Source organism: Leisingera sp. MMG026, from assembly GCF_021654205.1.
In the GTDB taxonomy this organism is placed as follows: domain Bacteria; phylum Pseudomonadota; class Alphaproteobacteria; order Rhodobacterales; family Rhodobacteraceae; genus Leisingera.
On record NZ_JAKFZM010000069.1, the window covers coordinates 1 to 14,490 of the forward strand.

Sequence of the window (14,490 nt, forward strand, 5' to 3'; positions counted from 1 at the left end):
TGGAAAGATGAAAATGGGACGGGCGTTTAAAAACCCAGGCAGGCGATCCCGCCGAATGTGACGGCGACGCTGATCCACTGTGCGCGGTTCATGCTTTCGCGAAGCAAAAGCCAGGCGAGCACTACGGTGACCAACCCGAAAAGCGAGGCGCTGACTGAGGCGAATTCCGGCCGGGGCAAGGAGCCGGAGTAGATCACCAAGCCAAGTGCAAAGGCATCCAGCGCACCCATCAGGCAGAGCAGAGGCAGTATTTTGCGGCAGGGCAGCTGAACCATCCGGGCAATAAGTGCAAGCCCCAGAACGATCAGTATGGCAGCCAAGCGGGTCACGATGAGTACCGGCAATTCGGCGCCGGCTTGGGTGGCGGCTTGGCCGGTAGCAAAGGTCAGGGCAAACCCGATGGCCCCCGCGAGGCCCCAGGCCGCGGCCTGCAGGTTGACCGGGCTGCCGTCGTCTTCGGTTGAGAAGACGGCAATGCAGCCGACGCCGCCAACCACCGCGGCGATAGCAGCCCAATGGCCGGGTCCAACCGGCTGGCCCTGCAGCATGGCCATGGCAAGTGACAGCACCGGGTAAGCACCGATCAACGGGGCCACCAGCTTAACCGGTCCCAATGCAAAGGCACGGTAGAGCGCGTAAGACCCAAGAGCATAGATGGCGCCGGAAAGGCCGGCCAGCCGGGCTGCGGGCGGGGTCAGTTCCTGCCAGTCCCCAAAGGCCCAAGCCGCTGCCGCAATTAGAATCGCCCCGGTCAAAAACACGGTCAGCATGGCTGGCAGGATACCGGTTCTTTGCGAGATAAAGCGTACGCAAAAATCATGAAGCCCCCAGGCAAGGGCCGCGGCCAGGCCAAGAAGCAACGAGTGCATCGGGCTTATCCTTTTGTTTGCGGCATTCACCCCCAGGAAAATGACGCATCCCGGGCATCTGCCATTTTACTGCAGAAAATCAACATGTTTGTTGATTAGAGTGGGGGAACGGAATATTCTTTTCAATAAATAAATATTCCGGCTGTGCAATTTTTGGCCGGTGTCCAACAGGAGATGCGCGATGAATGACATGAGCTTCCCTGAAGTTGCCAAAGGGCCGCCCAAGCCGTCCGGACTGTATCAGCCGTCGGTGTTTTCACTGCCCGCGGGGACCGAGCGTTACGTTGTCGAAGGTTGCGGTGCGATCCTGATCCGGGTGGAAGCCGGCGATACGGTGACGGTGACCAATGACGAAGGCGGCCAGCCTTGCGAGATCGTTGCGGCAGACGGCAAAGGGCGCATTGATGCGGGCATCATCGGCGCGGCAGCCAACAGTGACGCCGGCGGTTTGAAGGCGCTGCTGACCTCGGCGGACCAGTCCTTGCGCGGCTTGCGGCTGGGGATGGAAACACGCGGTATCGACTTGGCGCAGGGCGGTGCGGTGCGGTTGTTTGATGCGGCAACGCCTGCAAAGACCGGGGAGAGCTTTACCGCGCAGCGGGACGGTGTGGTGATCATCGCCGCACCGGGCGGGATCATGGACTTTGAACAGCAGGATACGGCAACGCCGCTGACGGCTATGGTCAAGCGGGCGGTGATCAAGCAGGCGGCGCGGTTTGAATTGCCTGATCCGCTGGCTGATCCGGTGCTGGACCTGCGGGTTAAAAGCGCAACGGCTGAAGCCTATTTTGTGAAGGCCGGCGACTATATCCAGGTGCTTGATGTTGATGGGCGCCAATGTACGGATTTTCAGTGTTTTGCGGCCCGCAAGCTGGACAAGGGGATCGAGCATGCGCTGGACGTGACCACAACCCGGACGCTGATGGGCCATGCTTATCCGATGCCGGGGCTGCACGCGAAATACTATGACCAGGACATGCTGCCGCTTGTCGAAGTGGTGCAGGATACAGTTGGCCGTCACGATGCCTTTGCCCTGGCCTGTGCGGCGAAATACTATGACGACATCGGCTATCCCGGCCATGCGAACTGTTCTGACAACTTCAACGGGGTTCTGGCCCGGCACGGGGTGACGCCGCGCGCAGGCTGGATGGCAATCAACTTCTTCTTCAACACCGGACTGGATGAGCACGGCGTGATGCATGCTGACGAGCCCTGGACCCGGCCCGGCGACTATGTGCTGCTCAAGGCGCTGACCGATCTGGTTTGTGTCAGCTCTGCCTGCCCGGATGACACCAGTGCTGCCAATGGCTGGAACCCCACCGATATTCACGTCCGCACGTACAGCGGCCAAGAAACTTTCAAGCGGGCGATTGCGTACCGCGCGACCCCTGAATCGGAGCCCAAGATGACCAAGGAAACCGGTTTCCACGACCGCCTCAGCAAGATGACCCGCAATTTCATCGAGTATAACGGCTATTGGCTGGCCAATTGCTATGCCAGTACCGGGCCGCTGGAAGAATACTGGGCCTGCCGCGAGAAATGTGTGCTGCTGGACCTGACGCCGTTACGAAAGTTTGAGATCCACGGTCCGGATGCAGAGGCGCTGTGCCAGTATGTCTTTACCCGCAACATCAAGAAACTGGCGGTAGGACAGGTGGTCTATACCGCGATGTGCTACCCGCATGGCGGTATGATCGACGACGGAACCGTGTTCCGGTTGGGCAAGGATAATTTCCGCTGGATCGGCGGCTCGGACTATGGCGGAGAGTGGATCCGCGAGCAGGCAGAAAAGCTGGGACTGAACGTTCTGATCCGCTCATCCACCGACATGCAGCATAATATCGCCGTGCAAGGCCCCGAGAGCCGGGACTTGCTGAAGAAGATCATCTGGACGATGCCGCATAACCCGGCGCTGGAAGAACTGGGCTGGTTCCGGTTCACGCCTGCACGCATCGGCGGTGAGCATGGCGTCCCGGTTGTGGTTTCGCGGACTGGTTACACGGGGGAACTGGGGTATGAGATATTCTGCCATCCGAAACACGCCAGCGATGTCTTCGACGCGGTTTGGGAAGCCGGACAGGACCACGGCATCCGCCCGATGGGTCTGGAGGCGCTGGACATGGTGCGGATTGAGGCCGGGCTGATCTTTGCCGGGTATGACTTCAGCGATCAGACCGACCCGTTTGAGGCGGGCATCGGCTTTACCGTGCCGCTGAAATCGAAAGAGGATGATTTTATCGGCCGCGACGCGCTGATCCGGCGCAAGACCACGCCAGCGCGCAAGCTGGTGGGGCTGGATGTCGATTCGGCAATTGACGTGGCGCATGGCGACTGTGTCCGCATTGGCCGGGCGCAAATTGGCGAGGTGACCTCTGCAATGCGGTCGCCGCTGCTGGGAAAAAATATCGCTTTGGCGCGGGTGGACGTATCCTGTTCAGAGGTGGGAACAGAGGTGGAAATCGGTAAACTTGATGGGCATCAAAAACGCCTGCCCGCCAAGATCGTACCCTTTGCCCATTACGACCCCAAGAAAACCCGGCCTCAATCCTGAGGCCGGCCGGTTCGGTGCACGGAGGTTACATGGTTCAGAAGTTGATTGACCAGATCGGCGGCGAAGAGGTGATCCGCGCGCTGGTCGAGCGGTTCTACGATATAGTCGAGGAGACGGAAGCCGGCGCCCGGATCGTCAAGCTGCACAAGCGCGGGCATGGGATGGACCATGCCCGGATGGAGCAGTTTAATTTTCTGTCTGGTTTCATGGGCGGGCGCCGGTATTACGAAGAAAAACACGGCCACATGGACGTGAAACTGATGCACGCCCATGTGCCCATCACTGAAAAGGACGCCGAGAACTGGCTCCAGTGCATGGATCAGGCGCTGGCGGACCTGTCCTTGGAAGGGCCGGATGTGGAGCGGCTGCGCCAGGTGTTCCGGCGCGTGGCTCTGATGCTGGTCAATGACCTTGCCGAGTGGGGCGAGGCGCGCGCGTCAGCTTGAGCGCAGCGCCTGTTGCACTTTCGGTAGCCTCCGGCGGGAGTATTTTGCAAAGGTGACTGGCTGGCTGCTGGATCAATCCGGCCGTCTAAGGAAGATTTGCACATCGGCCACATTAGTGCCGGTGCCGCCGGTGATCAGCAATGCATCCGCAGCCTTGAGAGCGGTAGAGCTGTCATTGTCGGCAAGCAGAGCGTCCGGGTCATGACCGGCAGCCTTGATCGCGGCCCAGGTGGCGGGGGTGGCGATGCCGCCAGCCGCGTCTGTAGGGCCATCACGCCCGTCAGTGCCGCCGGAGAGGAACAGCCAATCGCCATTCAGCCGATCGGCACCCAGTTTGGCAACGCGCAGGGCCAATTCCTGATTGCGCCCGCCAAGGCCTTGGCCGCGGAGCTGAACAGTGGTTTCACCGCCGAAGATCAATGCGGCAGGTTTGTCCTCGGGGGCGGCCTCTGCAGCCGCAACGACCGTTTCGGCGGCCATTGACACATCGCCAACCAGCCGGTGGGTGACCAGCTTGGGATTCCAGTCTTCGGCGGCTGCCGCCATCATCGCCTTGAGGCTGTGGCGGTTGGAACCGATCAGGGTGTTGGTGGCCGGGGGCGGGGCGTCCTTGGCCACCTCAGCGGCACTGAGGTGGTTTCTGACCGCCTCAGGCGCGTTGTCCCAGATGTCCGCCCGCTGCATGATTTCCCGCGCCTGAGCGCGTGTGCCGATGGGAGCCACGGTTGGGCCGGAGGCAATGGCGCGCAGGTCGTCGCCGATCACGTCTGACAAAATGAAGGCCTGCACTTGGGCTGGTGCGGCATGACGCAGCAGGCCGCCGCCCTTGGTGTCCGACAGCTGTTGGCGGATCAGATTCATCTCGTTGATTTCCAGCCCGGAGGCGAGCAGCAGTTTGTTCACTGCCGACTTGCCGGCCAGCGAGAGGCCGGGGGCCGGAGCCACCATCAGCGCGGAACCGCCACCGGAGATCAGCGCAATCAGCCGGTCATCGGGGCCCAGGGAGTGAGCCAGTTCCATGGCAGCCTGACCTGCGGCAGCGCTGGTTTCATCCGGCACCGGATGGGCGCCGCAAATCACTGTGGCGCCAGGAATTTCGGTGTAATTTTCCGGGTTTGTGATGGCCAGGGCCTGGGTGGTGCCGGGGATCAGCTCCAGCGCTTCGCGCATCATCGGGATGGCGGCCTTGCCCACTGCCAGCAGCACGTTTCTGCCGCCTTCCGGCAAGGCGGGGAGCGGGGAAGCTGTCAGTTGCGTCCGCAGTGCCCGGGCCGGGTCGGCCCGGTCTACGGCGGCCTGAAACAGGGCCTTGGCGGTGGTCAGCAATCCGGTCATCTGCATCTCCCTGGCGTAGCGGCATTCAGCCGCCCCAGTGGAGCCGGGGCGGCGTAAGGTCTTGAAAACGAACGGCAGCTTAGGTGCCGGCGATCTGCTTGGCTTTTTCCACCAGCACTTCTGCCTGACGGATCGAAGCATAGTCAATCAGGCGGCCGTCCAGCGACACCGCGCCTTTGCCGGCGGCTTCGGCCTCGGCCATGGCTTCCAGAATGCGGTGCGCTTTGGTGATTTCGGCATCCGACGGCGACATCACCTCGTTGGCCAGTTCGATCTGGCTTGGATGGATCGCCCATTTACCTTCGCAGCCCAGAACCGCAGCGCGTTTTGCGGCGGCCTTGTAGCCTTCCGGATCCTGGAAATCACCGAACGGGCCGTCAATCGGACGCAGACCGTTGGCGCGTGCAGCAACCACCATGCGGGCCAGCGCATAGTGCCACATATCGCCCCAATGCACCTCGCGGGAGCCGTCTGCGGCGGGGTCGGTCAGCACCGAATAATCGGGGTTCACACCGCCGATGATTGTGGTGCGGGCGCGGGTCGAGGCGGCATAGTCGGCAACGCCGAAATGCAGCGATTCATTGCGCTTGGAGGCTGCGGCAATTTCACTCACATTCTGCATGCCCAGAGCGGTCTCGATGATGTGTTCAAAGCCGATCCGCTTCTTCAGGCCCTTGGCGTCTTCGATCTGGGTGACCAGCATGTCGACGGCGTAGACATCGGCGGCGGTGCCGACTTTGGGAACCATGATCAGGTCAAGGCGTTCGCCTGCCTGTTCAACAACATCGACTACATCGCGGTACATGTAGTGGGTGTCGAGGCCATTGATTCGCACCGACATGGATTTGTTGCCCCAATCGATGTCGTTCAGGCCCTGGATGATGTTTTTGCGGGCCTGTTCTTTTTCGTCCGGCGCAACCGCGTCTTCGAGATCCAGGAAGATAACGTCAACGTCAGATCTCGCTGCTTTTTCAAACATTTGCGGCTGGGACCCTGGGATCGCCAATTCGCTGCGGTTCAGGCGGCCGGGGGCTTGTTCGATGGTGTGGAATGACATGGGTTTGCTCCTCATTCGTGACGGGTTTTCGTCCTCTCCTCTCTAGGCATTCCTCATCAGGGTGTTTCCTGTCAAGAAAAAAGATTTCATTTAAATACATTCGCGCGAGTGTGCGCCCGCGCGTCGCGCTCTCGCGTACGTGCGCGTGCACGCTCGCGCGAGGACGGCACACCCGTGTCATTGTTCGAGGTGGAAATCACCCTTGGCGGCGCGGTTGGCGTAGTAGAACGCAATCGCCTGGGCGCGGTTCTTGACTGAGAGTTTTTCGTAAAGGTTCGACAGGTGGAACTTCACGGTGTTGGTGGAGATTTCCAGCTCCTTGCTGAGCTCCTTGTTGGTCAGCCCTTTCGACAGTGCCTCCAGCATTGTGCGTTCGCGGCGGGACAGTTGCTCGATCGGATCGGCCTGCAGACCGCGCACGTCGAGGAAGGGGAAAACCATCTTGCCCTCGGCGACGGCGAGGCAGGTATCCAGCACGTCTTCGACCGCGCTGGAGCGCGGCGCAAAGCCGGCCGCGCCCGCGCCCATCGCCTTGCGCGGCACGTCGCCGCTTTCGTCGGCGTAGACCACCAGCCGCGGCGCGTTGGCTTGCTCGCGCAGCACCTCGATCAGCTTGGCACCGCCAAGCGCGGGCAGGTTCCAGTCGATAATCCCGACCTGGACCGGCACCCGCATCACCGTTCCAAGGAAGCCTTCGGCGGTGGCGGAGGTCGCGACCAACGAGAATCGCGGGTCCTTGTCGAAGATCTCGGACATCGCCGACAGCACCAGCGGATTTGCGTCAGCAAGCATGACCGAAATCGGGGAAACTTTGTCGCTTATAGGAGCCATTTGGTGCCCTTTTGTTGAAAACTACCTGAATGGGTAGGGTCAGTTTCGGTATGCAACGGTATTTTTACCGGTTTGGGTAGGTTTTATACCATCCTATTAGATACCCAAAAGCAGGATATAGGAATGTTGCGGGTTTTGTCGACCTAGGGTTTCCTTGGGTTAACAGATGTTGCACGACAGGAAACAAACCTTCCCGCAGTGAAGACCACCGTGATGAAGGCCCGTGACCTCCGGCACATCGGCAACGGACACCAACAGAGGTTTGACCCGATGACAGAACCCACGATCTTCCCCAGCCTGGAAATCCCGGAAACCCTGGCCGCAGGCCCTGGCCCGGGCAATACCGACCCCCGCGTGCTGCAGGCCTTTGCCAACACCGGCCTGGCCGACCACATGCAGGCGGATGTGCTGCGCGGCATGATCGAGTGCAAGCAGATGCTGCGCGATCTGTGGGGCACTGCCAACACCTACACCTACGGCGTCGGCGGCACCGGCTTCTCGGGCCTCGATTGCATGCTGAACGCAATCCTGCCGGGCGACACCGTGGTTGCCTTCCAGAACGGCACCTTCTCAGGCATCGACGCGATGACCATCCGGATGAAGGCCGCCACCCGCGAGGAGCTGGCCGCCGACGCGATGAACCCGCAGCCTGCCTCAGTCACCGTGATCGACGTGCCGCATGGCGAGTCGGTCTCCGGCAAGCTGGTGGAACAGGTGCTGGCGGACAAGAAACCGAAATGGGCCTTCATGGCACATTGGGAAACCGGCTCGGGCCGTATCAACGACCTCAAGGGCTTCTCGGACGCCTGTGTGAAGCACGGCGTGATGGGTCTGATCGACGCGGTGTCCTCGCTGGGCATCGAGGATTTTTCGATCGACGATTACCCGGGGGTGGCCGGCTGGGCGTCCTGCCCGCAGAAAGGTGTGCTCTGCCTGCCGCTGACCTATGCGCCGGTGTCTTTCACCGACCGCTACATCCAGACCGTGCGCGAGAACGGCTGCCATTCCTATGTCCACAACCCGATCCTGGAAGCCCGCCACTGGGGCATCGTGGACGGTCAGGACGTTGCGGCCGGCACTTACCACCGCACCCATTCCGGCTATGCGGTTGCCGCTTTCCACGAGGCGCTGCGCATCACCCTGCAGCATGGCCGCGCCCAGAAGGCCCGCGATTATGCCTTCCACGAGAAAGCCCTGCGCGATGCCGTGACCGCGATGGGTTGCGACGTGACCTCGAACATGACCAGCCTAGTGGTTTTGAACCTGCCCGGCGATCTGGCCGGCCGCGAAAAAGAGCTGGTGGGCAACTGCCGCGCCGTGGGCTTTGGCATCTGGCCAACCCTGTCGGAGCCGGTCCAGGTCCGCATCGGCATCCTGAACCAGATCACACCTGCCGCCATCACCGACATCGTCAACCGCTTCGGCAAGGCGATGAACGACATGGGGGCAAATGTCGACCTTGAGGCGATCAACGCCCTGCTCGACCAGCATTACACAGCAGCTCTTGAGCCCGCTGAGTAATAGATTTCCGCATCCATGAGGAGGAGAGGACCATGGATATCCACGAATATCAGGCCAAGGAAGTTCTTAGCAACTTCGGCGTGACCGTTCCGCCGGGCGCGCTGGCCTACAGCCCTGAGCAGGCGGCCTACCGCGCGCGGGAACTGGGCGGCGACCGCTGGATCGTTAAGGCTCAGGTTCACGCAGGCGGCCGCGGCAAGGCGGGCGGTGTCAAACTGTGCAACTCGGAAGCTGAGATCTATGAGGCGACCGAGAACCTGTTCGGCAAGAAGCTGGTGACCCACCAGACCGGACCCGAAGGCAAAGGCATCTACCGTGTCTATGTCGAAGGTGCAGTGCCGATCGCCCGCGAGATCTATCTCGGTTTTGTGCTGGACCGTTCCAGCCAGCGGGTGATGATTGTTGCCTCGTCCGAAGGTGGCATGGAGATTGAGGAGATCTCTGCCGAGCGGCCCGAGTCCATCGTGCGCTCGACCGTTGAGCCGGCTGTGGGCCTGCAGGACTTCCAGGCGCGGGAAATCGCGTTTGCCCTGGGCATCGAACCGGCGATGACGCAGCAGATGGTGCGCACCCTCAAGGGCTGCTACCAGGCGTTCTCCGAACTGGACGCCACCATGGTCGAAATCAACCCGCTGGTGGTTACCTCGGACAACCGGGTCATCGCGCTGGACGCCAAAATGACCTTTGACGACAACGCCTTGTTCCGTCACCCGCAGATAGCTGAGCTGCGCGACAAGTCCCAGGAAGACCCGCGCGAAAGCCGCGCCGCCGACCGCGGCCTGTCTTATGTCGGCCTGGAAGGCAACATCGGCTGCATCGTGAACGGCGCAGGCCTGGCGATGGCGACCATGGACACCATCAAGCTGGCCGGCGGCGAGCCTGCCAACTTCCTGGACATCGGCGGCGGCGCCACACCGGAACGGGTTGCCAAGGCGTTCCGCCTGGTGATGTCCGACAGCAATGTGCAGGCGGTTCTGGTCAACATCTTCGCCGGTATCAACCGCTGCGACTGGGTGGCCGAGGGCGTTGTTCAGGCGTTGCGCGAAGTTGAGGTTGACGTGCCCGTTGTGGTCCGCCTTGCAGGCACCAATGTGGAGGAAGGCCAGAAGATCCTGGCACAAAGCGGCCTGCCGCTGATCCGCGCAACCTCGCTGATGGAAGCCGCTGAGCGGGCCGTCGGCGCGTGGAAAAACGACCTCGACCAGAACACTCGTGTGAGGGCAGTTAAATGAGCATCCTTCTTGATCGCGAAAGCAAAGTCATCGTTCAGGGCATCACCGGCAAAATCGCCCGGTTCCACACCAAGGACATGATCGAATACGGGACCAACGTTGTCGGCGGCGTGGTGCCGGGCAAGGGCGGCGAAACCGTCGAAGGCGTGCCGGTCTTCAACACCGTGAAAGAAGCGGTGGAGGCCACCGGCGCCAATGCATCCTTGGTGTTTGTGCCGCCGCCGTTTGCTGCCGACTCCATCATGGAAGCGGCGGATGCGGGCATCAACTATTGCGTCTGCATCACTGACGGCATCCCGGCCCAGGACATGATCCGGGTGAAGCGCTATATGTACCGCTATCCCAAGGACAAGCGGATGATCCTGACGGGGCCGAACTGCGCGGGCACCATCTCGCCGGGCAAGGCGCTGCTGGGCATCATGCCGGGCCATATCTACCTGCAGGGCACCGTGGGCATCATCGGCCGTTCGGGCACCCTAGGCTATGAAGCCGCTGCGCAGCTGAAAGAGCTGGGTCTGGGCATCTCGACCTCGGTCGGCATTGGCGGCGACCCGATCAACGGCTCCTCCTTCAAGGATATTCTTGAGTGGTTCGAGAAGGATCCGGAAACCGAGGTCATCGCGATGATCGGTGAAATCGGCGGCCCGCAGGAAGCGGAAGCCGCAGATTACATCAAGAACCACGTGACCAAGCCGGTTGTGGCCTATGTCGCGGGTCTGACCGCACCCAAGGGCCGCACCATGGGCCACGCGGGCGCGATCATCTCGGCCTTCGGCGAGAGCGCTTCCGAGAAGGTGGAGATCCTGTCGGCGGCCGGTGTGACCGTTGCCGAAAACCCCGCCGTGATTGGTGAGACCATCGCAAGCGTGATGAAAAAGAACGCCGCCTGATCCGGCTTTGGGTCAGGCGCGACGCTCCACCCCTGGCCTGGGGCAATGGCAGGGGTGGAGCGCATTAATAAAGCATAAGCACGACAGGGAGATGAAATCATGGCAAAGCCCAAGGTTCTGGTGACCCGCCGCTGGCCCGCCGCAGTCGAGGCGCAGCTTTCTGAAGCCTTTGATGCTGTGCTGAACACTGGCGACAAGCCATTGAGCGAGGCGCAACTGCGCGACGCAATGAGATCCTATGACGCTGTACTGCCGACGGTGACCGACAAGATCCCGGCCAGTGCGTTTGATATCACTAAGCCCCAGGCACGGATCCTCGCTAACTATGGTGTGGGCTACTCTCATATTGATATGCCCAGTGCGGCAGGCCACGGCATGACTGTGACCAACACCCCCGATGTTCTTAGTGAATGTACTGCCGACATCGCCATGACGCTGCTTTTGATGGTGGCCCGCCGCGCAAGTGAAGGTGAGCGTGAAGTGCGTGCCGGTGAATGGACCGGCTGGCGTCCGACCCATCTGGTCGGCACCAAAGTATCCGGCAAAACGCTGGGTATCGTCGGCTTTGGCCGTATCGGCCAGGAAATGGCCCGCCGCGCGCATCATGGCTTTGGCATGAAGATCGTGGTGCAGAACCGCTCCCGCGTGTCGCCGGACATTCTGGCCCGCTACAACGCTACTCAGGCCGATAGCTTGGAAGAGCTGATGCCGCAGTGCGATTTCGTGTCACTGCACTGCCCGGGCGGTGTTGCAAACCGGCATCTGATCAACACCCGGATGCTGAACCTGATGAAGCCGGACGCATTCCTTATTAATACCGCCCGCGGCGAGATTATCGACGAGCTGGCCCTGTCCCGCGCCCTGTGGTTCGAAACCATTGGCGGCGCCGGGCTGGACGTGTTCGACGGCGAACCGCGCATCAACCCGGATCTGATGGACTGCGACAATCTGGTGATGTTGCCGCACTTGGGCAGCGCCACCCGCGAGGCGCGCGAGGCGATGGGCTTCCGTGTGCTCGACAACCTGACTGATTTCTTTGCAGGGCGCGAGCCACGGGACCGGGTGATGTGATGGGAGATCCTGCTGAAACCGCGGACGCGGAGTACACCGGCGCAGGTTATGCCGCCGAGCTCCGCACCGAATTGCACGCTCTTTGGCTGGATGTCCTGCGCCAGCGCGCGCCTGAGATGGCAGAACGGGCCACCGGCGAGCCTGCCTGGGATCTGTCCGATGGCCAGCACGCGACCGCCTATATGCAGGCTTTCAACATCTGGTTCCAGCTGCTGAAAATCGTCGAGGAGAACGCCGCCATGCGCGACCGCCGCATGGCTGAAACCCAGGATGGCCCGGAAGTGGTCGAAGGCAGCTTTGCCCGCGCCCTTGATCTGGCCGGCGAGCTGGCAACACCCGAACGGCTGCAGGAGGTCGCGGGCCAGTTCTCCATCGGCCCGACCCTGACCGCGCATCCGACCGAAGCCAAGCGGGTCACAATTCTGGAAATTCACCGCCGCATCTACCGCGGGCTGGTGTCGCTGGAGGCCAAGCGCTGGACACCGCGTGAACGCGCAGGCCTGCTGGAGGATCTGCGCTCGGAAATCGACCTGCTGTGGATGACGGGCGAGCTTCGCCGCGACCGGCCCAGCCTGCAGGATGAAATTCAATGGGGGCTGCAATTCTTCCGCGACAGCCTGTATGAGGCGGTGCCGCAGCTGTTCGAGCGCTACATCGACGCTGCCGAACCGCGGCTGGGTGACAGCGCTGATACGCCCTGTCTTAAGTTCCATTCATGGATTGGCGGCGACCGCGACGGCAATCCGAATGTGACGGTGGATGCCACGGCGGCAGCGCTGACCGCGAACCGCGCAGCCATTCTCAAGCGCTACCAGAAGGCGCTGGCCACCGCTGCTGAACGGATTTCGATCTCTGCCGCCGTGTTTGCACTGCCTGACAGCGCCTCCAGCCGGCTGGCAAAAATCATCACAGCGGCGCCGGGCGCTGCCGGCCTTGCGGCTCGCAACCCGGGCGAAGTCTTTCGCCAAGCGCTGACAGCTATTCATGCCCGTATCAAGGCAACCGCCGCCGAGCAAACCGGAGCCTATGCGCATCTGGGCGATTTCGTCAGCGATCTCACCCGGGTTGAGGAAGCGCTGGAGGAAATCGGCGCCAACCGGCTGGCGGCCCGTTACGTGCGTCCGATCCGCTGGCAGGCCGATGTCTTTGGCTTTCGCACAGTGACGCTGGACATCCGGCAGAACTCCACTGTGACCACTGAAACGCTGACTGAAATCTGGTCGCGCTCCGGCCAGGTGCCGGAACTCGGCAGCGCCGAATGGTCGGCGCGCCTCCGCTCTGAGCTGGGCAGTGCTTCACTGCCCTATATGATGCCGGATGAATTGAGCCCGCAAAGCGGCGAACTGCTGAAACTGCTGCGGCTGATGCGCGATGCCGGTGCCGGCGAAGACCCGCATGCGATGGGGCCGTTTATCCTGTCGATGACCCGCTCTACAGATGACCTGCTCGGCGTCTATCTGCTGGCGCGTTACGCAGGCTTTGGCGCCGAAAAGGCTGCGCTGAAAGTTGTGCCGCTGTTTGAAACCATCGGCGACCTTCGGGCGGCCCCTGGCATTCTCAACGGCCTCTTGGACGTCCCCTTCGCCCGCCGCTCGCTGAAATCCGGCGACAACCGGATCGAGGTGATGCTGGGCTATTCGGACAGCAATAAGGACGGCGGTTTCCTTTGTTCCACCTGGGAGCTGGAGAAAGCGCAGCGCCTGATCACCCGCACCCTGGCCGCACATCGGATGAAGCCGGTGTTCTTCCACGGCCGCGGCGGTTCGGTCTCACGCGGCGGAGCGCCTGCTGAACGCGCCATTGCCGCCCAGCCCGCGGGCACCATCGCAGGCCAGATGCGGATCACCGAGCAGGGCGAGGTAGTCAGCTCCAAATACGCCAACCGCGGCACCGCTCTGCATCAGCTGGAATTGATGGCGTCCTCGGTCCTGCGCCATTCGCTGCAGGAAGGCACGCCGCCAGTGAGTCCAGAGCATGATGACGCGTTCGAGGCCCTCGCCGGCATGTCGCAGGCGGCCTATTCCAACCTTCTGAATGCGCCCGGCTTCCTGGACTACTTCCAGCAGGCCAGCCCGGTAGAAGAGCTGGCCATGCTCAAGATCGGCTCGCGTCCCGCCCGCCGCTTCGGCGCGGGCTCACTGGATGATCTGCGCGCCATCCCTTGGGTCTTTGCCTGGTCGCAAAACCGCCACATGATCACCGGCTGGTACGGCTTCGGCTCGGCGGTGGCCAGCTTCCGCAAGTTCCGCGGCGCGCGGGGTGATGGGGTTCTGCAGGACATGTTCCGTAACTCGCCATTGTTCCGCCTGGTGGTGGACGAGGTCGAAAAGACCCTTCTGCAAAGCGATATGGAGATTGCTTCGGATTACGCTACGCTGGTGCAGGACGCGGAAATCCGCGAGCGTATCTTCGGCACCATCCGCAAAGAATACCAATTGGCCCGAGAGGCGATTCTATTCCTGACAGGTGACAGCAGCCTGGCCGGCCGCTTCCCGCGCTTGCGCGCCCGCTTTGGCCGGGTTGAGCCCATGCTGCGGGAAATTCACAAAACCCAGGTGCGTCTCCTGCGGGAAGAGCGCGCCGAGAAGCCTTCAACAGTGCCGGTCCCGCTGATGCAGTCGATGAACTGCGTCGCCGCGGGGCTTGGCTGGACAGGATAGACAGGAGCCCCGAATGTCCAAAGACCT

Annotated in this window: 11 protein-coding genes; 7 read left to right on the top strand and 4 right to left on the bottom strand. The window is 61.9% G+C overall.

Annotation, left to right across the window (positions count from 1 at the left end; genetic code table 11):
* Positions 1–26: 26 nt before the first annotated feature.
* Positions 27–869 carry a DMT family transporter gene (locus L1069_RS22120; RefSeq protein WP_237457082.1) on the bottom strand — a complete coding sequence of 281 codons (843 nt, stop codon included), beginning with the start codon at positions 867–869 and terminating at the stop codon, positions 27–29.
* Between the two features lie 181 nt (positions 870–1,050).
* Between L1069_RS22120 and tdm the strand changes: the two genes are divergently transcribed.
* Together tdm and L1069_RS22130 are read left to right on the top strand one after the other, a co-directional pair.
* Positions 1,051–3,420, top strand: coding sequence for a trimethylamine-oxide aldolase Tdm (gene tdm, locus L1069_RS22125; RefSeq protein WP_237457083.1), 2,370 nt, complete (start codon positions 1,051–1,053; stop codon positions 3,418–3,420).
* A gap of 29 nt (positions 3,421–3,449) precedes the next feature.
* Positions 3,450–3,866, top strand: coding sequence for a group II truncated hemoglobin (locus tag L1069_RS22130; protein ID WP_237457084.1), 417 nt, complete (start codon positions 3,450–3,452; stop codon positions 3,864–3,866).
* Positions 3,867–3,938: 72 nt separating this feature from the next.
* Here L1069_RS22130 and L1069_RS22135 read toward each other — a convergent pair whose 3' ends face one another.
* The 3 genes from L1069_RS22135 to L1069_RS22145 all read right to left on the bottom strand — a co-directional run bounded on the left by L1069_RS22135 (position 3,939) and on the right by L1069_RS22145 (position 7,050).
* Complete coding sequence (locus tag L1069_RS22135) at positions 3,939–5,201, bottom strand: DUF4147 domain-containing protein (RefSeq protein ID WP_237457085.1); 1,263 nt, start codon at positions 5,199–5,201, stop codon at positions 3,939–3,941.
* A gap of 79 nt (positions 5,202–5,280) precedes the next feature.
* Positions 5,281–6,258 (bottom strand): CoA ester lyase, encoded by a 978-nt coding sequence (locus L1069_RS22140; protein WP_237457086.1) that lies wholly within the window; start codon positions 6,256–6,258, stop codon positions 5,281–5,283.
* A gap of 177 nt (positions 6,259–6,435) precedes the next feature.
* A complete protein-coding gene (locus tag L1069_RS22145) occupies positions 6,436–7,050 on the bottom strand; it encodes a response regulator transcription factor (RefSeq protein ID WP_129372974.1) in 615 nt (204 codons plus the stop codon).
* Between the two features lie 309 nt (positions 7,051–7,359).
* Between L1069_RS22145 and L1069_RS22150 the strand changes: the two genes are divergently transcribed.
* From L1069_RS22150 to L1069_RS22170, 5 genes are all read left to right on the top strand, one after another.
* Complete coding sequence (locus tag L1069_RS22150) at positions 7,360–8,610, top strand: aminotransferase (RefSeq protein ID WP_237457087.1); 1,251 nt, start codon at positions 7,360–7,362, stop codon at positions 8,608–8,610.
* A 32-nt stretch (positions 8,611–8,642) separates the two neighbouring features.
* Entirely contained in the window at positions 8,643–9,842 is a 1,200-nt protein-coding gene (locus L1069_RS22155) for a malate--CoA ligase subunit beta (protein ID WP_129372294.1), read from the top strand.
* Positions 9,839–10,732, top strand: coding sequence for a succinate--CoA ligase subunit alpha (sucD, locus tag L1069_RS22160; RefSeq protein WP_129372293.1), 894 nt, complete (start codon positions 9,839–9,841; stop codon positions 10,730–10,732). Before L1069_RS22155 ends, sucD begins: the two co-directional genes overlap by 4 nt.
* 99 nt (positions 10,733–10,831) lie before the next feature.
* The gene (locus L1069_RS22165) at positions 10,832–11,803 is read left to right on the top strand and encodes a D-glycerate dehydrogenase (RefSeq protein WP_134828735.1); all 972 of its coding nucleotides are present in this window, start codon (positions 10,832–10,834) and stop codon (positions 11,801–11,803) included.
* Positions 11,803–14,463 (top strand): phosphoenolpyruvate carboxylase, encoded by a 2,661-nt coding sequence (locus L1069_RS22170; protein ID WP_237457088.1) that lies wholly within the window; start codon positions 11,803–11,805, stop codon positions 14,461–14,463. Before L1069_RS22165 ends, L1069_RS22170 begins: the two co-directional genes overlap by 1 nt.
* The last annotated feature ends 27 nt before the right edge of the window (positions 14,464–14,490 follow it).